Source organism: Gemmatimonadaceae bacterium, from assembly GCA_036003045.1.
In the GTDB taxonomy this organism is placed as follows: Bacteria; Gemmatimonadota; Gemmatimonadetes; order Gemmatimonadales; family Gemmatimonadaceae; genus JAQBQB01.
The window spans coordinates 13,814-34,950 of sequence record DASYSS010000007.1; the positions used below are offsets into that span (position 1 = coordinate 13,814).

The window sequence follows — 21,137 nt, forward strand, 5'->3', positions numbered from 1 at the left end:
ATCCAATGAGCCTGACGAGTCTGTTTGTTCGACGGCCGGTCATGACGACACTGCTCATGATCGGCATCCTCGTGTTCGGGATCGTTTCGTACCGGAAGCTGCCGGTGAGCGACCTCCCGACGGTCGACTATCCGACGATCAGCGTCGACGCCAACCTGCCTGGCGCGAGCCCCGAAACGATGGCCGCTACCGTGGCGACGCCGCTGGAAAAGGCGTTCTCGGCCATCGCCGGGATTGACGAGATCACATCGAGTAGCAGTCTAGGTAGGACGAACATCACGCTGCAGTTCGCCCTCGACCGAAGCGTCGAGGCCGCGGCGCAGGACGTGAACGCGGCCATCGGGAAGACGCTGCCGTTTCTTCCGTCGACGATCCTGCCGCCCAACTACCACAAGCAGAATCCGTCGGCGGCGCCGATCCTGAACATCGCGCTCACGTCCAACGTGCTGCCGATGACGGACGTGGACGAGTACGCGGAGACGACGATCGCGCAGCGGCTCTCGATGATCGAGGGTGTGGCCCAGGTGAACGTCTGGGGCTCGGCGAAATACGCCGTGCGCGTGCAGGTGGATCCCGACCAATTGGCGAGCCGCAACGTCGGCGTATCGCAGGTCGCCAACGCGATCCGCAACAACAACGTGATGCTGCCGACGGGCGTGCTCTACGGAAAGACGCACACCTACACCGTGCAGGCGACGGGGCAGATGAATGACGCCGACGAGTTCCGGCGCCTCATCGTGTCCTACAAGAACGGCGCGCCGGTGCGACTCGGCGACGTCGCCAACGTTCTCGACGACATCCAGAACAACAAGTCCGCCAGCTGGTACGAGAACGAGCGCTCGATCAACCTGATGGTGCAGCGGCAGCCGGGGACGAACACCGTCGAAGTGGCGAGCCGGGTGAAGGAAGCGCTGGGCGACATCGAGCGCGGTCTTCCGCCGACGCTCAAGGTCCACGTGCAGTACGACCGCTCGATCTCCATCCAGAACGCCGTCCGCGACGTGAAGTTCTCCCTGCTCGTCGCGCTCGTGCTCGTGGTCGCGGTCATCTTCCTATTCCTGCGCAGCGCGGTCGCGACGCTGATCCCCAGCCTGACGCTCCCGCTGGCGATCATCGGCACGTTCTCGGTGATGTACGCGCTCGACTTCAGCGTCGACAACCTGTCGCTGATGGCGCTCACGCTCGCCGTCGGCTTCATCGTGGACGACGCGATCGTGATGCTCGAGAACATCATCCGGCACATCGAGATGGGAAAGCAGCCGATGCAAGCGGCGCTCGACGGCGCGCACGAAGTCGGCTTCACCGTGTTGTCGATGTGTCTCTCGCTGTCGGCGGTGTTTTTGCCGCTGATGTTCATGGGCGGCATCATCGGACGGCTGTTCCGAGAGTTCGCGATCACGATCGCGGTGGCGATTCTCGTCTCCGGACTCGTCGCGCTCACGTTGACGCCCATGCTGTGCAGCCGCCTGCTGCGCGCGCGCGACGACGAGCCGCGTCACGGAAGCCTCTTCAATCTGAGCGAGCGCGGCTTCGAGGCGCTGCGCCGCGGCTACGAGCGGAGCCTCGAGTGGGTGATGCGGCATCGGCCGCTCACGCTCGTGTTCTCGGCGCTCATTCTCGCGCTCACGGGCGTGCTCTGGACGGTGATCCCGAAAGGGTTGTTCCCGCCGGACGACACCGGATCGCTCAACGCGACCGCCGAGGCGGCCCAGGGCACGACGTTCACGGAAATGCTGCGCTTCGGCAAGCTCGCGAGCACGAAGTTGGCCACCGACTCGAACGTCGCATCGTACACGATGAACGTGGGGAGCATGGGGCCGTCGAACCAGGTGCAGTTCAACATCACGCTCAAGCCTGCGGGCACGCGGCCGGCCGCGGATTCGATGGTGCACGAGCTGACGAAGGTGATGTCCGGGATCCCTGGGCTTCAGATCTTCGTCACGAACCCGCCGTCGATCCGCATCGGCGGCCGCGGCACCAAGACGCTCTATCAGTACACGCTGCGCGGCCCCGACATCACGCAGCTCTATTCCGAAGGCAACAAGCTGATGGCGCGGTTGCAGGAGATGCCGACGTTGAGCGGCGTGACGTCCGATCTCTTGAATCGCAGCCCGATTCTTCGCATCCACATCGACCGCGAGCGCGCGGCGGCTCTTGGAGTCACGCCGACGGGAATCGAGCAGGCGCTCGCCAACGCGTACAACCAGCAGCAGGTCTCGACGATCTTCATGCCGACGAATCAGTACCTCGTCGTCATGGAGACGGTGCCGAGCGCGCAGCTCGACGCGAGCGCTTTGGAGCATTTCTTCGTCCCGGCGCCGAACGGAAAGCAGGTTCAGCTCACCGACGTGTCGTGGCTCGAGCAGACGACCGGCCCGCTCAGCGTGGCGCACTCGGGACAGATGGCGTCGATGACCATCTCGTTCAACCTGGCGCCGGGTGTGTCGCTGGGCGCCGCGACCGACGAGGTGAGTCGTGTCGCGCGTCAAACGTTGCCGGCGACGATCACAGGGGGCTTCGCCGGGACGGCGGCCGCGTTCCAGGATTCGCAGCAGGGGATGGGACTGCTGCTCCTGATCACGATCTTCATCATCTACATCATTCTCGGGATCCTGTACGAGAGCTTCATCCATCCCGTGACGATTTTGACGGGACTGCCGTTCGCGGCGTTCGGAGCGCTGCTCGCGCTCTGGCTCGCGCACGTCGAATTGGGTGTGTACGGATATGTCGGCATCATCATGCTGATCGGCATCGTCGAAAAGAACGCGATCATGATGATCGACTTCGCGCTCGAGCGTCAGCGGACGGAGCGAATTCCGCCGGCCAAGGCGATCGTCGAGGCGGCGAGCGTTCGCTTCCGTCCGATCATGATGACGACGGTGTCGGCGATCGTCGGCACGCTCCCGATCGCGATCGGTGTCGGCACCAGCGCCGCCTCGCGTCGCCCGCTCGGCGTCGCGGTGGTGGGCGGGTTGGCATTCTCCCAGATCGTGACGCTCTACGTCACGCCCGTGTTCTATTCGTATTTCGATGAGATTCAGGCGTGGATCGGTCGGCGAGCAAGGCGGGCGGTTGGAGCGGTCGGTACGGCGGAGCCCGTGCCGGCGGCTGGAGACTAACGAAGGACTACAACGACAAGTACAACTGCAACGACCAACCGCAACGGCAACGACCAACCACAACCGCTCACCGCAGAGACGCAGAGGACGCAGAGGAACGCAGAGGAGTGCACATCTGGGCGGACCAGTCCGCAACGAGCTGGTTTGTTTGCGACAGCCGCTCGGGGGGGCTAGGGCGAGCGGAGTGGGGGTCCTCCACGCATAAGCATCCCGAGCGGCAGTCACCAAAACCCCCCGGCGTGGTGGCGAGGGCTGGCGGTCGCCGCGTGGAGGGCCCTCTGCGTTCCTCCGCGTCCTCTGCGTCTCTGCGGTGAGTCGTTGCAGTTGTTTTTTCAGTTGTTTTTTTAGTTGTTTTTTGTTGATCGTTGCCATTGGGGTCGTTGCTGTTTGGTCGTTGCTGTTTGGTCGTTGCTGTTTGGTCGTTGCTGTTTGGTCGTTGCAGTCGAGTCGTTGAGCAGTTGCTGTTGCTGTGGACTTTTCCCTATCGAGTAGTCGATGAATTTCACGACGTTGTTCATTAAACGGCCTGTCATGACGACCTTGGTCATGATCGGCATTCTGGTTTTCGGCATCGTCGCGTACCGGCAGCTTCCGGTGAGCGACCTGCCGAACGTCGATTTCCCCACGGTGACGGTCAGCGCGACGCTGCCGGGGACGAGCCCGCAGACGATGGCGGCGACGGTCGCGACGCCGCTCGAGAAGCAGTTCTCGACGATCGCGGGCATCGACAACATGACGTCGACGTCGAGCCTCGGGCAGACGCAGATCGTCATCCAGTTCGCGCTCGACCGGAACATCGATGCGGCGGCGCAAGACGTTCAGGCGGCGATCGCGCAGACCATCCGCAGCTTACCGCAGGGTATCATCCCGCCGTCTTATCAGAAAACCAACCCGGCGGACGCGCCTATTCTCACCTTGGCGCTCACGTCGACCGAGGTGCCGCTCTCCACGCTCGACGAGTTCGGCGAGACTACGCTCGCTCAGCGGCTCTCGATGGTCGGCGGGGTCGCGCAGGTGCTGGTCTACGGCGCGCAGAAATACGCCGTGCGCCTCCAACTCGATCCCGGCCAGCTCGCGTCGCGCAGCATCGCGCTCGAGGACGTCGCCAACGCGGTCATCGCGCAAAACGTGAACATGCCGACCGGCGTGCTCTACGGGCCGCGGACGGCGCTCACGGTTCAGGCGACCGGGCAGCTCGAGAACGCCGACCAGTTCAAGGACGTGATCGTGGCGTATCGGAACGGCGCCCCGGTCCACCTCGAGGAAATCGGTCGCATCACGGACGACGTGCAGAACAACAAGACGGCGAGCTGGTACAACGGCGACCGTTCGATCGTGCTGGCGATCCAGCGGCAGCCCGGCACCAACACCGTAGACGTCGCGAGCAAGGTCAAGGCGGCGCTGGGGCGATTGTCGGCCGAGATTCCGCCGGCCGTGCACGTCGACACGCTCTACGATCGCTCGGCGACGATCAAAGCGTCGGTGGACGACGTCACGTTCACCCTCGAGCTCACGCTCGCGCTCGTCGTGCTCGTGATCTTCTTGTTCCTGCGGAACTGGTCGGCGACGATCATTCCGAGTCTCGCCCTGCCGATGTCGATCATCGGCACGTTCTCGGTGATGTATCTGCTGCACTACAGCCTGGACAACCTGTCGCTGATGGCGCTGACGCTCGCCGTGGGCTTCGTGGTCGACGACGCGATCGTGATGCTCGAGAACATCGTGCGGCATCTCGAGATGGGAAAAACGAAGATGCAGGCCGCCGTCGACGGCGCGGCCGAGGTCGGGTTCACGATCTTGTCGATGACGTTCTCACTGGCCGCGGTCTTCATCCCCTTCCTGTTCATGGGCGGGATCATCGGCAAGTTGTTCCACGAGTTCGCCGTGACGATCGGCGTCGCGATCCTGGTATCGGGGTTCGTGTCGCTGACGCTGACGCCGATGCTGTCGAGCCGCTTCCTCAAGTCGGATCACGGCAAAGAGCACGGCCGCCTTTACCAGGCGACCGAGCGCTTCTACGACGCGTGGCTCGGCCTATACGAGCGCACGCTCGCGTGGGTCATGGCGCGGCGCCCGCTCACGCTCGCGTTCTCCGCGGTGATCCTCATCGCCACGGGCTATCTGTTCTGGTCGACGCCCAAGGGCCTGTTCCCGACCGACGACACGGGGCAGTTGCTTGCCACCACCGAGGCGGCGGAAGGCGTGTCGTTCGACGCGCTCGTCGAGCACCAGCAGGAAGTGGCGGCGGTCATCACGAAAGATCCGGACGTACTGTCAGTCACGTCGTCGGTGGGCACAACCGCCGCGGCCAACCAGGGACAGCTGACGATCGATCTCAAGCCGATCACCGAGCGGAAGCGAAGCGCGGATCAGATCGCGCGCGACCTCACGAAGGCAGTGGTCGGCGTTCCCGCGATCAGCGTTTTCATTCAAAACCCGCCGGCCATCTCGATCGGCGGCCTCGCGTCCAAGAGCCTGTACCAGTACACGCTGCAAAGCGGCGACATCAACAGCCTGAATACGGCGGCGCGCCAGATGGAGACGCGCATGCGGCAGTTGCCCGGACTCGTGGACGTCACGAGCGACCTGTTGATCGAGAATCCGCAGGTGACCGTCGACATCAACCGGGAACAGGCCGGCCAGCTCGGCGTCTCGGCGAGCGAGATCGAGAACACGCTGTACGACGCGTTCGGCCAGCGCCAGGTGTCCACCATCTACACGTCCACGAACGAGTACTGGGTCGTCATGGAGCTCCTCCCGGAGTTCCAACAGGACGTGGACGCGCTGGGCAAGTTGTGGGTCCGATCGTCGCGGGGCCCGCTCGTTCCGCTCAGCACCGTGGCCGCCTTCCGCTACACCGTTGGACCGGTGACGGTGAACCACTCCGGCCAGCTTCCGTCGGTCACCGTGTCGTTCAATCTCGCCACAGGTACGTCGCTCGGTACCGCGCTCAAGGCGATCCAGCAAACGGCGGCTGACGTGCTGCCGAACACCGTGGCGGCGAACTTCTCCGGCATCGCGCAGGCGTTCGTCACGACGCAGCAGGGACTCGTGCTGCTGATGCTGCTGGCGATCTTCGTGATTTACGTGATCCTCGGCGTGCTGTACGAGAGTTTTATCCATCCGATCACGATCCTCACGGGACTGCCTTTTGCGGCCTTTGGCGCGCTGGTCACGCTGATACTCTTCGGTCTCGATCTCGACATCTACGGATTCGTCGGCATCATCATGTTGATCGGGATCGTGGAAAAGAACGCGATCATGATGATCGACTTCGCGATCGAGGCGCAGCGCGACAAAAAGCGCACGCCGTCGGAGGCGATCCTCGAAGCGGCGAGCGTGCGTTTTCGCCCGATCATGATGACGACGATGGCGGCGCTCATGGGCGCGGTGCCGATCGCGGTCGGCTGGGGCGCCGGCGCGTCGACGCGACGGCCGCTCGGCGTGGCGGTGGTGGGCGGGCTGGCGTTCTCGCAGCTGGTGACGCTGTACGTGACGCCGGTGTTCTACACGTACCTCGACGAGTGGCAGCAGTGGTTCTCGAGGCGGAAAGAGCGGAGCGCCGTGACGGTGGTGGGGCCAGCGCCGGAGCCGGCTGCGGGCGACTGACGGCTGACGGCAGCCGGATCCCGGCCACTCTGAGGTCTGTCGTCGGCCGGTGGGTACGGCTGAGCGCTTCCGAGGACCGAATCCGGACATCAGACATGTGGTTCGGCGTGACGCGACGAGGAACTTGAACATGGGTCGGAGTGCCTCCGCGCCGGCCCACTGCATCATGCCTCTGTAACGACTAGTCCGGATTAGAACGCTCTAATCTGACCGCCTGCTTCTTGCGCTCCGGCCGGACGTCCGTACCTTGCCGCGGACCAATCCGCTCGAGAATCGGTCATGGCCACTCGTCGCCGTCGCCCCCCGAAGCGCGCCTCACGCCGCAGTCCGACTGCGCGCGTCCGTGCCGAGCCGCTCAGCTCGGCTTCGGCGCTCCTCGACACGGAAAAAGACTTCAGCATGCTCTCGCTTCGCGACCTGGTCGCGGCGCGGGACGCGTACCATCTCCACCTGATGGAGAAGCGGCATGTCGTCGCGACGGCGGTGGGCCGCTACCTGATTCGCAGCGAGGAGAGGTGGCCGCAATACCTCGGCGACGCAGCGGAGCACGATAGAAAGGTCGCACGACAGCCCAAGAAGGAGCCGCGGACGCTATACAACTCCGAGGTGCGCCCGTACTCGTGGCCGTGCGTGCTCGTGTTCGTGGACAAGTGGTTGAATCTCGAGGACGTGCAGTCGGGGAAGGTCGACCCGGCCGATCTCGTGCCTCGTTCGCTCGACATGCCCGACGGCTCGCGCGTGCCGGTGTGCGTCGTCTACGCTCAACCGGTGGACGCGCCGCCGTACGCGCCGGTTTCGCCGCGCTTTCCTCGACAGTTCATCGGCGGCGGGTATCCGATCATCGCGCGCGTGCAGCAGGAAGAACATGTCGCGTCGGTCGGCTGCATGGTGACCGACGGCCACGACGTGTACGCACTCACCAACCGGCATGTCGCGGGGAAACCGGGTGAAGAGCTGTTCTCGAAGATCGGCGGAGAAGCGGTACGGGTGGGAGTGTCCTCGGACAAGCAGTTGACTCGAAAGAAATTCTCCGAGGTGTATCCGGATTTTCCCGACCGGCACATGTACGTGAATCTCGACGTCGGTCTGGTGCGGGTGGACGACCTGACGAAGTGGACGGCGCAGATCTACGGGATCGGCGAGATGGGGAAGTTGGCCGACCTGTCCGCCGACAACATTTCGTTGCGGCTGATCGACGCGCACGTGAGGGCGTTTGGCGCAGCGTCGGGGCCGATGCGCGGCAAGATCAAGGCGCTGTTCTATCGCTACAAGTCCGTCGGCGGAATGGAGTACTGCTCCGATTTCCTGATTGGACCGCGAGAGGGAAAGGTCTTGCCGACCCGGCCGGGCGACTCGGGCACCGTGTGGCTGCTCGAGGACGGGAAGAAGGCTCCGCGCCCGCTCGCGCTGCAGTGGGGCGGGCACACGTTCGTCGGCGACGGCACCAAGATCGTGGCGCCGTACGCGTTGGCCACATGCCTCGCGACGGTGTGCAACGAGCTCGAGGTCGACGTCGTGCGGGACTGGAACGCGGGCGTGTTGGACTATTGGGGGGCCGTCGGCCATTACACGATCGCCGCGCTCGCCATCGACCGCATCGACGGAACGAAGTACCCGAAGCTCAAGAAGCTGATGCAGGCGAACCTGCCGCGCATCACCTTTGCGGCCGCCTCGATCACGGCCAAGAGCACGACGGGGTTGTCAAAGCACGATTTCGTCGCGCTCGCGGACGTCCCGGATCTCGTCTGGAAGAAGGGGCACAGCCCGAAGAATCCGCCGCCGAACCCGACGCTCGCCTGGAAGCGCGCGCACTCGAATCGCGGACCGAACGAGCATCCCAATCATTTCGCCGACATGGACGCCCCACGCGCCGGCGGAAACTTGCTGGACTTGTGCTCGAAGAGCCTCGCGAAGAACACGGACGTCGCTGTGTGGCGGAAGTACTACACCGACGTAAAGGACAAGAGTCGCGGCCTGCTTCCGTTCCGCGTACAGCAGTTCTACGAGGGCATGGTGAAGGACCTCAAGCAAGCGCACCCGGACTTCGCGCGATTCGTCTGCGCGGCGGGAATCGTGTCGCACTATGTCGGCGACGCGTGCCAGCCGCTGCACGTCTCGAGCTGGTTCAACGGCGACCCCACCACCCTCGTCGACAACCCCAACAAGGGAAAGCCGCACGAACCCGACAAGATTCCTGCCGGGACCGGGGTACACGGCGCGTACGAAGACGACATGATCAACTTTCACATCGGCGACATCACGCCGGTGGTGCAAGCTGATACGACGCCGCTGCGTCCCAATTTCAAGGGCGGCAAGCACGCCGCGATGGCGTGCACGCAACTCATCCTCGACACGTTCGACCTGATCAAGCCGAAGGACATCGTCGCCAAGTACATCACGCTGCAGCAGCAGGGAACGACCGGAAAAGCGGCCGCCGACGAGCTTTGGAAGACGTTCGGAACGCCGACCGAAGGCGTCATCGCGGCTGGAGTGCGCGCACTGGCGAGCGTGTGGCAGAGCGCGTGGGCCGAGGCCAAGGCGGAAGCAAAAGCGCCGGCGTCGCCGAGCGCGTTCGACGAGCCGGTGCTGGAGGCGTTCTTCGTCGAGCCGGAAACGTTCTATCCGTCGAAGACGATCGATCACGTATGCGAGGTGATTGACTGCTGACGGCGGCTGGATTCGGGACACTCTGAGGTCTGTGGTCGCGTGGCGGGTACGGCTGAGCGCGCGAAGTCCGAAGACTGAATCCGGACATCAGACGTGCGGTTAGGCGTGACGCGACGAGGAACTTGAACGCCGGTCGGAGTGCCTCCGCGCAACGCCGACCCTGATGTCAGTGGTCTGGAGTCAGTTCCCGACTTCTAGCGCACAGCCGTACCCAAACAGGCGATCGGACCTAGAGTGGCCGGCCCACTGAGCGTCGCCGGCGCGAGACCGGCTCCAGAATGGCCGCGCGCCCTTCGCTCTTCGTCATCCTCGTGACAGGTTCCGGAGATACCATTCGCTCGAACCTCCTGGGGGGCCGCATGACGACGAAATTCACGCTGGCGCCGGTCATTGCCCTTCTTTGCGCGGCGCCGTTTGTCCATGCCCAGGGCAACTACAAGTATTCCTACGACATCGCCCCGCCGAACAAACCCGGGATCGACGAGGTCGACGTCGACGCGCTCACGGGAAAAGTCATCGCCGTCGCGCACGAGACGCCGGAACAGATGAAGAAGGAGGCGGCTGAAGAGGCGAACGACGCGAAGGCGAAGGCCGCAGCAGCTCCGAAGCCGAAAAAGCCGTGACCGCGCAGGCCTGATGCGAATTCTGTTGGTCGAGGACGATCCGCAGCTCGCCTCCGTACTCGAGAGCGGGCTCACGGAGCACGGATTTCACATCGCGCGCGAAAGCTCGGCCGACGCCGGTCGGTCGCGCGCGGTACTCGGCGCATTCGACGTCATCATTCTCGACGTGATGCTCCCGGGCGGGAACGGGTTCGACCTCTGCCGCACGCTGCGCGAGCGAGGAGTCGGCACACCGGTTCTCATGCTCACCGCCAAGGACACCGTCGACGATCGCGTGCAGGGACTGGAGTCCGGGGCCGACGACTACCTCACGAAGCCCTTCGCATTCCGGGAGCTCGTCGCGCGTCTTCGGGCGCTCGCCCGACGTCCACCCACGCCGATCCCCGAGCGCACGTCGATCGCCGATTTGGAGATCGACCTCGGCGCACACCGCGTGCGGCGCGGCGGCCGAGACATCGAGCTCACCGCGAAGGAGTTTGCGCTACTCGAGTTTCTCGTGCGGCACCACGACCAAGTCGTGGATCGCGCGGCGATCACCGCGCACGTCTGGGACGAGAACCACGATCCGTTCACCAACGTGCTCGAGGTGCTCGTCAGACGGCTGCGACGCAAAATCGACGACGGATTCGACCTGAAGCTGATTCATACGTTGCGCGGAGCCGGATACCGGCTGGGCGTCTGAGTGTCTTCGGTCGTCAATCGTTGATCGGCGCGGACTCCAATCTCGAACTCCTCGACCACTTTCTTGCTGAATGCCGGGATGTCCGCCGGCCCGCGGCTGGTCACCAGCCCCATATCCGTCGCGACCTCACGGTCTACCCAGTCGGCGCCCGCGTTGCGGAGATCCGTCTGCAGCGACGGCCAAGACGTGAGCGTGCGATTTCGAACGACGTTTGCCTCGATCAGCAGCCACGGAGCGTGGCAGATGGCGGCGACGGGTTTGCCGACCTCGAAGAAGCGCCGGACGAACTGAATGGCTTGCACGTCGACCCGAAGCTTGTCGGCGTTGATCACCCCGCCCGGGAGGAACAGAGCCTCGAAGTCGTCGGCGCTGCACTTGGAGAGCGGCAGATCGACCGGGATGTCGTCGCTCCAATTCCCGTGCTCCCAAGTTCGGATCTTGTCTTGAGTCGGCGAAACGAGCAGTGTCTTGGCGCCGGCCTTGTCGAGTGCGTTGCGTGGATCGATCAGCTCGGAAGCCTCGACGCCGTCGGTCGCCACTATTGCAATGCGTTTGCCGATGAGATCGTTGCGGGGCATGAATCGACCTTCCATGAAAGAGACGCACACGCTGGGGGCAAACCGTAGACCGTGAGTCGCGCCGTCTATCGAGCGGTATCAGTGCGGCAATCGCTTCGCCGGCTCCGTCTTCGGCTCACGATCTGGTACGCCGGAACGTTTCTCGTCATCCTGGCACTGCTCGGTATCGGCATATTCGCGACGATTACCGCCCGATTCGACCGCGACCTCGACTCGTCGCTGATCGACGCGACGAAACAGCTGTCGCTGCTCGCTCGTGAGCGCGGCGTCGCGGCCGCCGTCGACGCGCTGCGAATTCCCGATCGGCGGCTCGCGATTGCCGACACGACAGGACGAACGATCGTCGGCGAGGCACTCGAGCCGTGGCTTCAGCGTCTTGTTCAGTCGGCCGCCCACGCCGGAGCGCGAGGGGAAAATCATCAGGAACGCGATCGCATTCTGCGGGCGCAAGCCGCTCCGTTCCGCCTCGATGACGGTCGCGCGTTCGTCGCGGTGTCCGTCGCCGACGAGATCGAGCTCGAGGATCGCTACATGGCGCTCATCGCCGAGCTCGCCGCTGCCGGCGTGATCGCGGCGGTCCTCGTGGCGATCGGCGGATGGATCGTCGCCGGGCAATCCACGGCTCCTGTAGAGCGAGCGATCGATCAAATGCGACGTTTCATGGCGGACGCGGCTCACGAGCTTCGCACGCCGCTCACCGTCGTGCGCAGTCGCGCCGAGGTCGCGCTCCAGCGCTCGCGCTCGGCGGACGATTACGCGGACGCGCTACGCGGCATCGAACGCGAGACGATTCGCCTCGGACGTATCGTCGAGGATCTGTTGACGCTGGCCCGCGCCGACGCCGGGCAACGGCCGATCGAGCGGGAGCGGGTTTTCCTGGACGACGCCGCTCTCGACGCGGCCGACGCGGCGCGCGTGATCGCAGAACGAAAGGGCGTCCGCCTCGAGGTTTCCGACTTCGAGGAGTCGCCGGTCGTCGGAGATGCTGCGCTGCTGCGACAGCTTGGGCTCATCCTGCTCGACAATGCAGTCAAGTTCACACCGCCCGGCGGAGTCGTTCGCATCGCGGTCCGCGTCGCCAACGGCGCGCCGACGATCGTGGTGTCGGATACCGGGGTAGGGATCGGTCCCGACGAGCTTCCGAGGATCTTCGAGCGATTCTATCGAGGCGACCCGTCGCGCACGCGGTCGGACGGAGGAACGACGGAAGGGGCAGGGCTCGGGCTATCGATCGCCAAGTGGATAGCGGAGGAGCACCGCGCGGAGATACTCGTCTTGTCGAGAATCGGGGTTGGGACAGAAATGAAGGTGGAGTTTCCGACGACGAACGGCGCTGGGGATCGCGGCCATTCGGCCGGTCGTCTCGAACCGGAGAGTACGGCTGCGCGCTCGAAATCGGACGTCTGATATCGGATATCTGACGTCAGTCCCGGCGTGACAGGGCGGGGCGCCATGGCGAGCCGGCATCCCACCCGCAAACGCCGGGTCTGATGTCCGACGTCGGATATCAGACGTCCGATTTCGAGCGGAAAGCCGTACCATCCGAGCCAAGGCAGACCTCAGAATGGCCGCGAAACCGGCCTCGAGTCTGGCCTCTTTCCTGCCTGAGCACTGCTGGCTGGGTGTCATTCCCGTGACAGGTCCGGCTCGCTAGGATCAAGCGTTCCCGGCCACACGCCAGAGGTCATGCGCCTTCTGATTCCGACCGTGGCGCTCTGCGCGACCGTGGGTGTGGCCGCGAGTGCGCCCGGACAGCAAACCAGGCTCACACGCGCCCAAGCCGTGCGGACCGCGCTCACGCGTGGGACGCGGATCGCCGTTGCAGCGGCGGACACGGCTGTGGCGGCGGCGCAGGTTGTGGCCGCCCACGTCTTTCCCGATCCATCGTTCGCGGCGAGCTACAGCAAAGCCGTTCCGACGCAGCACTATTCGCTCGAAATCCCGCTGGAGTTTCCATGGTTGCGGCGTCCTCGCTCGCAGTCCGCCGCGTTCGAGCTCCAAGCGGCGCGCGTCAAGTTTTTTCTCGCTCGAGCTACGGTCGGACTCGACGCCGACACCACCTACACGCGCGCGATCGCCGCGCGCGAACACCTCGCGCTTTCGCGTCGCAACGCGCTGGATGGAGATAGCCTGCTGCACATGGTCGAGCGGCGGCGCGCGGCCGGCGACGCGAGCGACATGGACGTCGAACTGGCGCGGGTGAACGCCGGCCAGCAGCAGAATACGGCGGCGGGGGATTCGCTCACCTGGATCTCGACGCTGCTCGACCTTCAGGCGACGCTCGGCTACACCAGCGAGGACCTCGAGATCACGGCGGTCGACTCGCTGGAGACGCCCCCTGAAGCACTCCCACCCGCTCAAGCGACGCTCAGCGAGACCGCGGCGTCGCTGTCGCTCACGGCCGCCTCGCTCAACTCGCAGGCACACCGTCACTCCGTGTTCTCCGCGCCGACCGTCTCGTTCGGCTTCGAGCACGGCGATCCTGACCAGCCGGGGATTCTGCCGACGTTCGGTCTTGGCCTCTCGCTCCCGATCTTCAATCGCCAGCGCGGCGAAATCCTCGTGGCCCAAGCCCAGCGGATCAAAGCGGAGGCCGAGCTGACGCAGGCACAAGTCGAGGCGCGCAACGAGATCGCACACGGCAAGCGAGAACGTGAGAACGCGCTCGCGAAAGTCGCCCGCGACCGCCAGCTCATCGTCAGCGCGGATCACGTGGCGGCCATGTCGCTCGTGGCGTACCGCGAAGGAGCGGCGTCACTCCCCAACGTTCTCGAGGCGCAGCGGTCCTCGCGCGACGTTCGCGCGCAGTACATCGACGACCTCGCTGCGGCATGGATTGCGACGGCGGAGCTTCGCGTGTTTTCGCTCACCCCCAGCTCGCAGCTCCTCCCATGAAACGTCGATCTCGCGAAGCGGCCGTCGTGGGCCGCGCCGCCCTTGCGCTGGCATTCGCGCTGGCCACCAGCTGCAAGTCCAAGGGGGGCGGGGAGGGCGACGCCGAAGGCGAGGCCAAGCCGGTCGTCGCGGCGCAAACGATCGTCGTGACGCCTCAACCGTTTACCGAAATGCTCGGCGCGATCGGGACAGTCTCGCCACGCCCCGGACACGTCGCAGCCCCGAGCGCACCGGCGCCAGGACGCGTGGCCAACATAGCGGTCGCAGTCGGGCAGTCGGTTCAAGCGGGCCAGCCGCTCATCGAGCTGGAGCAGCAGACCTTCGAAGCGGCGCGGCGGAGCGCCGACGCGGCGCTGGCCGCCGCCGAGAAAAACGCCGAGCGTCAGGAGCGCCTCGCGAAAGATGGCATCGTGCCGCCGAAGGACGCCGAAACCGCGCGCGCCGAAGCGGAGAAGGCGCGGGCAGACGCGATGGCGGCTCGGCGCTCCGAACAGTTGGCGACCATTCGCTCGCCGATCAAAGGCGTCGTGACCCGGCTCTCGACGACGCTCGGCGCCTCGGTGGATCCGTCGCAGCCGCTCGTCGAGGTCTCGGACCCGCTTGCGGTGGACGTGCTGCTCAGCGTGACGCCCACCGATGCGGCGCGCGTACGGCAGGGTATGCGGGTCACGCTCAGCGCAGGGCAGGGCGCCGGCGGTGAGGCGCTCGGGTTCGGATCGGTCGCGGAGATCGCGGGCACCGTCGACACGACCACGCGCAGCGTGGAGATCCGCGTGCGTGCCCCGTCTACGCGGCGGGAGCTGCGAATCGGCGAGACGGTGTTCGGATCGATTGCCGTGGTCACGCGCGCGCATGCCATCGTCGTCCCGGCGGACGCCGTCGTACCGGAGGGAGACGGCTTCAAGGTTTTCGTCGTGGACAGCGGTGGCATCGCGCACGAGCAAGCCGTGAAAGTCGGATCGAGGAGTGCCACCGGCGTCGAGATCCTCGAGGGACTTTCGCCGGGGGATCGCGTCGTGACATTCGGCGCGTACGGCATGGAAGACAGCGCCAAGGTCGTTCCGATGAACGCCGGTAAGACGCCGGGCAAGCCGGATTCGGCGGATAAGCCATGACCGACGTCGAGGTCGGCAAGAAGCGATCGCTGTTCGGCGTCCTCGCGCAGCAACGCCGGTTCATCTACATGGCGACGCTGGTGCTCAGTGCCGCCGGAATCTGGTACGCGACTCGGCTCCCGTCGGCGATCTACCCGGAGCTGACGTTCTCGCGAATCACGGTCGTGGCCGAGGGCACGTCGCTCGGCGCTCGGCAGATTCTCTTCACGGTGACGCGGCCGATCGAAGAGGCGGTGAGCATCGTGCCCGGCGTGACGCGCGTGCAGTCGCGATCGATCAGGTCAGGAAGCGAGACGAACATCACGTTCAGCTCGTCGACCGACATGATCTACGCGCTCCAGCAAGTGCAGGCGCGCGTCAATCAGATTCGCGGCGACCTTCCGGCCGGACTCGACATCGAGATCGAGCGCCTCACGCCGTCGCTCTTCCCGATTCTCTCGTACAACCTCGAGGGCGGCGATCCAGCACGGCTGTACGACATCGCGCGCTACCAGATCAAGCCGCTCATCTCGCGCGTGCCGGGGGTCGGGCGCGTCGACGTGATGGGCAGCGACGTGGCCGAGATCGAGGTCATCGCGGATCCGGCGCGCCTGGCGGCGCAGCAGCTCACGTATCAGGACCTGGCGACGGCAATTCAGTCCGCGACGACGGTCGAAGCGGTCGGCCGAATGCCGCGCGACTATCGGCAATACCTGATCGTCACCACGACCGAGGCGCACTCGACCGACGACGTGGCGAACATCGTCGTGAGTCGCGGGCTACGGGTGGGCGACCTGGCGACTGTCCGATCGGGCACGGAAGACCACACCCGCATCATCGCCGGCGACGGACGTCCCGCGGCGCTCATCAACATCACCCGCCAGATCGGCGGCAACACGCTCGAGATCGCCGACAGCGTCGCGCGCGTCGCGGCGTCGCTGCGCAAAACGCTGCCGGCGGGCACGATTCTCAAGGCCGTCTACGACCAGGCGTCGCTCGTCCGCGAGGCCGTGACGTCGGTGCGCGACGCGATGATCATCGGCGCGGTCCTCGCCGTGATCATCCTGCTGCTCTTCCTGCGGCATGCGCGCATCACGGCGATCAGCGCGTCGTCGATTCCAATCACGATGGCGATGACCGTGTTCGTGATGTCGCTCATCGGCCAGACGTTCAACCTGATGACGCTCGGCGCGATGGCGATCGCCATCGGCCTCGTGATCGACGACGCCGTGGTGATCACCGAGAACATCGTCCGCCACTCGCATCTGACAAAGGACCGGCCGATCGCGATTCGGGACGCGGTGCAGGAGCTGATCTGGCCCGTGACGTCGTCGACGATCACGACGGTCGTCGTCTTCCTGCCGCTCGGCTTGCTCACCGGCGTCGAGGGACAGTTCTTCCACGCGCTGTCGATCACGCTCACCATCGCCGTCCTCGTCTCGCTCGTCGTCGCGCTGACGATCATCCCGCTCCTCAGCGAGCAGTTCCTTCGCGAGGAGGACATCGAGGCCGCCGCCGAATCCGGACAACCCGACGGGAAGCCCGGCATCACGGCGCGAATGGGCGGCTGGATCGACGCGCTCTCGGACCGATATGAGAGCGCGCTCGGTGCGTCGCTTCGCCACGCGCGCTGGATGATTCTGATCGCGCTGGTTTTGGTCGGCGCGGGCGTCGTCGTTCACCGATTCGTGCCGACGGGATTTCTCCCGGAGATCGACGAGGGCGCGTTCGTCTTCGACTACTTCGCGCCGGGCGGAACGGCGCTCGCCGAGACGGATCGGCAGCTCCACATCGTCGAGAAGATCTTCGCCCAGACGCCGGAGATCACCGGTACATCGCGGCGGCTCGGCGCGGAGCTGGGTCTCTTCGCAACGCAGCAGAATCGCGGCGACATGGTCGTGCGGCTCAAGCCGGAGAGCCAGCGGGCTCGCTCCACGGCGCAAGTGATCGACGACGTGCGCCCGAAGATTCAGGCCGCCGTGCCGCGGCTCCGCATCGAGTTCGTGCAGATCCTGTCGGACGTCATCAACGACCTCGCCGGCGCGGCGCGTCCCGTCGAGATCAAGATGTTCGGCCCGGACCTCAACGCGCTCGAAGCATACGCCAAGTCGCTCGACCCGAAGCTCGCCAAGGTCGAGGGGCTCGAGGACTTGTTCAACGGCGTGAGCGAGCCCGGCGCGGAGCTCGAGATGACGATCAACCAGGCGGAGGCGAACCGCGTGGGTCTCACGCCCGCGCAGGTCGCCGACGAGGCGGGCGGTGCGTTGCTGGGGCAGCCCGCCGGGGAAATTCGTTTGGACGACCGGGCGGTCGGCATTCGCGTTCGCGCGCCCGACTCCGTGCGGTTCGACTCGAGGCTCCTCGGATCGATTCCGATTTTCTCCGCGCAGACCCACGCGTCGGTTCCACTCGGCACCTTGGCCACATTCGAGCCCACCGAGACCCGCGCCGAGTTGCTGCGCGAGAATCAGCAGCAGCTGATCATCGCCACGTCGGACCTCGGCGAGGTGTCGCTCAGCGCCGTGATGGCGGACGTGCGCGCGATTCTCGCCGAGAATCCGCCGCCGCAGGGGATTCGCGTGGAGATCGGCGGGCAGTACGCGGGGCAGCAGGCGGCGTTCAAAGCGCTGCTGCTCGTGCTCGCCTTGGCGGCGGCGAGCGTGATCGCGGTGATGGTGATCCAATTCCAATCGTTCATCGAACCGCTCGTCGTCCTGCTCGCGGCGCCGCTGTCGTTCGTCGGCGCGATGCTGCTTCTGCTCGTCACCGGAACGCCGCTCAACGTGTCGTCGTTCATGGGATTGATTTTGTTGGTTGGACTGATCGTGAAGAACGGGATCATTTTGCTCGACTTCACGAAGCACTTGATGAAAGAGGCTGGCTTGCCGCTCGAGCAAGCGCTTCGCGAGGCGGCGCGAATCCGTCTGCGCCCGATCCTCATGACGACGTTGTGCACGTTGTTCGGCCTGCTGCCGTTGGCGCTGGGAATCGGGGCAGGGAGCGACCTGCAGCGCCCACTTGCGCTCGCCGTCATCGGCGGGCTCGCGCTGTCGACGCCGATCACGCTGTTCGTCGTGCCGAGTCTCTTGGTCGCGATTCGCGGCCGAGACTACGCGACGGTGGGAGATCGGTTCAGCGCAGCAGCACCAACGCCCGCACCGAACCCCTAACGGCGCGTGTGGGATCGCTCACGCACGCGCGACGATCTCGGATGAGGAAGCGAGCCTAGCCTTGAGCGGCAGCTTTGAGCAGAAGCTGTGAGCTTGGCTCAGCTCATGCTGAGGGCTGATGCTCGCGGCTAGGCTCGCGTCGCTCGTCGAGATGCGGGTCTTCGAGAGCTGAATCCGAACGTCCCTCGCTCCATTCTTTGCGCGAAAGCTCCGAGAGGCACGATGACCAAGACCCTACGGAAAGCCGCCGTCACCACGCCCGCCGATCGGGAGACCCGCATCGAGCGAATCTTCGACGCGCCGCGCGATCGCGTCTGGCGCGCGGTCACCGATCCGACGCTCGTCGCGAAGTGGTGGGGGCGCGGCAACCCGCTCACCATCGAGCGAATGGAAGTAGAGAAAGGCGGTCATTGGCGCTACGTCGAGCACGCGCCCAACGGCCAGTCCCACGGTTTCGAGGGACGCTACGCCGAGGTCACTCCGGAGAGCCGCATCGTTCAAACCTTCGAGTGGGACGGCATGCCGGGACACGTCTCTCTCGATACGATGACGCTCGAAGACCTCGGCGACGGCCGGACGAAGCTCGTCATCGTCTCACTCTTCCATACCAACGAGGACCGCGACGGTATGCTGCAGTCGGGAATGGAGAGCGGCCTCAATGAGAGCTACGCGGCTCTCGACGAAGTGCTCGAGTCGCTTGCCGCTTGACCCACGCTCGTCCGATCGGGGGCGCTTCGGTGACCAACGCGGCATCGATGCGCACCCGATGGGCGTCGAGCAAATCGCTGCGCGAGATGATGCCGACGAGTCTGCGCGGCGCCGAACGTGACACGACCGGCAGCCGTCCGACTTTCTCGTTGACCATGTGGTCGGCCGCTTCGCGAAGCGTGTTCTCCTCGAACACCACGACGGGCGCCCGGCGAATCAACGTGCGAACGGGAGCCGTCTCGTCGGCGTTCGGATCGAGCAGGTCGCGGCGCGTGATCACGCCCAAGAGCGTGCCATCGTCGGTCAGCACGGGAAAGCCTTGGTGGTTCGTGCCAGCGCCGCGCGTGGACAGCCAGTCGAGAACGTCCGTCAACGCGGTGTTCTCGTTGAGCGTCACGACTTCTCTCGTCGCGGCCTCGGCGACGGATACGTGACCGAGGTGGTCCGCGCTGTACTCCGTACGCACCGGCGTGCCGCGGCGCGCGAGCTTTTCGGTCATGATCGAGCTGCGCTTGAGGAGCAGCGAAACGAGGTACGCGGTGCTGCAGCCGGCGAGCAGCGGCAGAAGCCCCATCGGCTGACGGGTCGTCTCGAACGCGAACACGACCGACGCGAGCAGCGCGTGCGACGCGCCGGCGAAGATGGACGCCATGCCGACGAGCGCCGCGACGTGCGGGTCCACGCCGAGCGACGGCGCCACCGCCACTGCCGCGGCTCCGAATAGCGCTCCAACACCGCCGCCGATCGTGAACAACGGTGCAAGCGTTCCCCCCGACGTGCCGCTGCCGAGATACACCGACCAAGACACGAACTTGAGCACGATCAGGACGACGAGCGACATCCCGACGACCTGACCGCTCAGGATGTGATCGATGTTGACGTAGCCGACGCCGAGCGTCCGCTGGTCGACCAACCCGATCAAACCGACGACGACGGCGCCAACCACAGGCCACCACATCCAGTGAATCGGCAGGTCCTCGTACAGATCCTCGAGGCCGTACACGATCTTCGTCGTCAACACGGAGAGCACGCCGATCGTCGCACCGAGCAGCACGTACACGCTCAGCGCGGGCAACGAGGGCGGCATCAACGTTGGAATCGAGAACACGGGCGCCGAGCCTGCATGCGCCGCGCGCACTCCGGTCGCGACGGCCGCGGCGAGAGCCACCGGAACGACGGATCGCGGACGGTACTCGAACAGCAGAAGCTCGACGGCGAGCAGCACCGCGGACACCGGGCTGCCGAATGTCGCCGCCATGCCCGCCGCCGCGCCGGCCGCCAGAAGAGTTTTTCGCTCGTCGGCGGTGACATGGATCAATTGCCCGACGAGAGACCCGAGCGCGCCTCCGGTCGCGATGATCGGACCCTCGGCGCCGAACGGCCCGCCCGTTCCGATCGCAACCGCCGCGGAGAGCGGCTTGAGAAACATGATCTTGGGCGAGATGCGGCTTCGTGCGGTGAGGATGCGCTCCATGACCTCCGGAATGCCGTGTCCACGAATCGCCGCCGCGCCGTACCGGGCCATGATCCCGACAACGAACGCGCCGATGATCGGAATGAACACCGAGAGCACGCCCCAACGATCGGTCGACGGCGGACTGAACTCCGTCGACAGACGGCCGTAGTAGGCGAGGTTCGTGATGAACCCGATGAGGTGCGTGAGGATCGTCGCGATCAGCGCGCCCGCGGCCCCGACGCCGAGCGCCAACGCGCAGATGACGATGACGCGTCGATCGACAGGGGAGTATGTGGGTGGTCCCTGAACCTGGGCCAGCGCCAGATCGAGCGATGGCGCGACCGGCAGGCCATCCGTCGAGTTGAGTGAGTTCGCGTCAATCGAACCCGGCGGTCTATGTCCGTTCTCTTTCATCAGTTTTTGTGAGTCGTCGCATTGGTGCCCAACATATTGAAGTATAGCGGGCGCGACGAGCGAAATGCAGGCGCATTAAGACTTTCACGAGCCGCGGTTTGGTAGCGCGTCGCGATGAGGCT

At 65.3% G+C, this 21,137-nt stretch carries 12 protein-coding genes; 10 read left to right on the plus strand and 2 right to left on the minus strand.

Annotated elements, in window-relative coordinates:
• The first annotated feature begins 5 nt into the window (after positions 1-5).
• The 5 genes from VGQ44_00780 (at position 6) to VGQ44_00800 (ending at position 10,700) form a co-directional block, all read left to right on the plus strand.
• Positions 6-3,119, plus strand: coding sequence for an efflux RND transporter permease subunit (locus VGQ44_00780; protein ID HEV8445321.1), 3,114 nt, complete (start codon positions 6-8; stop codon positions 3,117-3,119).
• Between the two features lie 495 nt (positions 3,120-3,614).
• Positions 3,615-6,728, plus strand: coding sequence for an efflux RND transporter permease subunit (locus VGQ44_00785; GenBank protein ID HEV8445322.1), 3,114 nt, complete (start codon positions 3,615-3,617; stop codon positions 6,726-6,728).
• Positions 6,729-7,007: 279 nt separating this feature from the next.
• Positions 7,008-9,395 carry a hypothetical protein gene (locus VGQ44_00790; GenBank protein ID HEV8445323.1) on the plus strand — a complete coding sequence of 796 codons (2,388 nt, stop codon included), beginning with the start codon at positions 7,008-7,010 and terminating at the stop codon, positions 9,393-9,395.
• Positions 9,396-9,673: 278 nt separating this feature from the next.
• On the plus strand, positions 9,674-10,018 hold the full coding sequence (locus tag VGQ44_00795) for a hypothetical protein (GenBank protein ID HEV8445324.1): 345 nt from the start codon (positions 9,674-9,676) through the stop codon (positions 10,016-10,018).
• 13 nt (positions 10,019-10,031) lie between these two features.
• A complete protein-coding gene (locus VGQ44_00800) occupies positions 10,032-10,700 on the plus strand; it encodes a response regulator transcription factor (protein HEV8445325.1) in 669 nt (222 codons plus the stop codon).
• Here the strand turns inward: VGQ44_00800 and VGQ44_00805 are convergent.
• Entirely contained in the window at positions 10,661-11,278 is a 618-nt protein-coding gene (locus VGQ44_00805; GenBank protein ID HEV8445326.1) for a type 1 glutamine amidotransferase domain-containing protein, read from the minus strand. The genes VGQ44_00800 and VGQ44_00805 overlap by 40 nt on opposite strands.
• Positions 11,279-11,329: 51 nt before the next feature.
• Between VGQ44_00805 and VGQ44_00810 the strand changes: the two genes are divergently transcribed.
• From VGQ44_00810 to VGQ44_00830, 5 genes are all read left to right on the plus strand, one after another.
• The gene (locus VGQ44_00810; GenBank protein ID HEV8445327.1) at positions 11,330-12,685 is read left to right on the plus strand and encodes an ATP-binding protein; all 1,356 of its coding nucleotides are present in this window, start codon (positions 11,330-11,332) and stop codon (positions 12,683-12,685) included.
• A 279-nt stretch (positions 12,686-12,964) separates the two neighbouring features.
• Positions 12,965-14,173: a TolC family protein gene (locus VGQ44_00815; GenBank protein HEV8445328.1), complete on the plus strand. Its 1,209-nt coding sequence runs from the start codon at positions 12,965-12,967 to the stop codon at positions 14,171-14,173.
• On the plus strand, positions 14,170-15,288 hold the full coding sequence (locus VGQ44_00820) for an efflux RND transporter periplasmic adaptor subunit (protein HEV8445329.1): 1,119 nt from the start codon (positions 14,170-14,172) through the stop codon (positions 15,286-15,288). The genes VGQ44_00815 and VGQ44_00820 overlap by 4 nt, the downstream gene beginning before the upstream one ends.
• Positions 15,285-18,437, plus strand: a complete 3,153-nt coding sequence (locus VGQ44_00825; protein HEV8445330.1) for an efflux RND transporter permease subunit — start codon at positions 15,285-15,287, stop codon at positions 18,435-18,437. The genes VGQ44_00820 and VGQ44_00825 overlap by 4 nt, the downstream gene beginning before the upstream one ends.
• A gap of 222 nt (positions 18,438-18,659) precedes the next feature.
• Complete coding sequence (locus tag VGQ44_00830) at positions 18,660-19,145, plus strand: SRPBCC family protein (GenBank protein HEV8445331.1); 486 nt, start codon at positions 18,660-18,662, stop codon at positions 19,143-19,145.
• On the opposite strand, the gene VGQ44_00835 is transcribed toward VGQ44_00830, so the two are convergent.
• Positions 19,093-21,015 (minus strand): chloride channel protein, encoded by a 1,923-nt coding sequence (locus tag VGQ44_00835; GenBank protein ID HEV8445332.1) that lies wholly within the window; start codon positions 21,013-21,015, stop codon positions 19,093-19,095. The genes VGQ44_00830 and VGQ44_00835 overlap by 53 nt on opposite strands.
• Between the last annotated feature and the right edge of the window lie 122 nt (positions 21,016-21,137).

Excerpts from the sequence above, each read along its gene's own strand:
- VGQ44_00820 (HEV8445329.1), top strand. The coding sequence starts at position 14,170 with ATGAAACGTCGATCTCGCGAAGCGGCCGTCGTGGGCCGCGCCGCCCTT.
- VGQ44_00825 (HEV8445330.1), top strand. The coding sequence starts at position 15,285 with ATGACCGACGTCGAGGTCGGCAAGAAGCGATCGCTGTTCGGCGTCCTC.
- VGQ44_00790 (HEV8445323.1), top strand. The coding sequence starts at position 7,008 with ATGGCCACTCGTCGCCGTCGCCCCCCGAAGCGCGCCTCACGCCGCAGT.
- VGQ44_00805 (HEV8445326.1), bottom strand. The coding sequence starts at position 11,278 with ATGCCCCGCAACGATCTCATCGGCAAACGCATTGCAATAGTGGCGACC.
- VGQ44_00800 (HEV8445325.1), top strand. The coding sequence starts at position 10,032 with ATGCGAATTCTGTTGGTCGAGGACGATCCGCAGCTCGCCTCCGTACTC.
- VGQ44_00835 (HEV8445332.1), bottom strand. The coding sequence starts at position 21,015 with ATGAAAGAGAACGGACATAGACCGCCGGGTTCGATTGACGCGAACTCA.
- VGQ44_00815 (HEV8445328.1), top strand. The coding sequence starts at position 12,965 with ATGCGCCTTCTGATTCCGACCGTGGCGCTCTGCGCGACCGTGGGTGTG.
- VGQ44_00780 (HEV8445321.1), top strand. The coding sequence starts at position 6 with ATGAGCCTGACGAGTCTGTTTGTTCGACGGCCGGTCATGACGACACTG.
- VGQ44_00795 (HEV8445324.1), top strand. The coding sequence starts at position 9,674 with ATGGCCGCGCGCCCTTCGCTCTTCGTCATCCTCGTGACAGGTTCCGGA.
- VGQ44_00785 (HEV8445322.1), top strand. The coding sequence starts at position 3,615 with ATGAATTTCACGACGTTGTTCATTAAACGGCCTGTCATGACGACCTTG.
- VGQ44_00830 (HEV8445331.1), top strand. The coding sequence starts at position 18,660 with ATGACCAAGACCCTACGGAAAGCCGCCGTCACCACGCCCGCCGATCGG.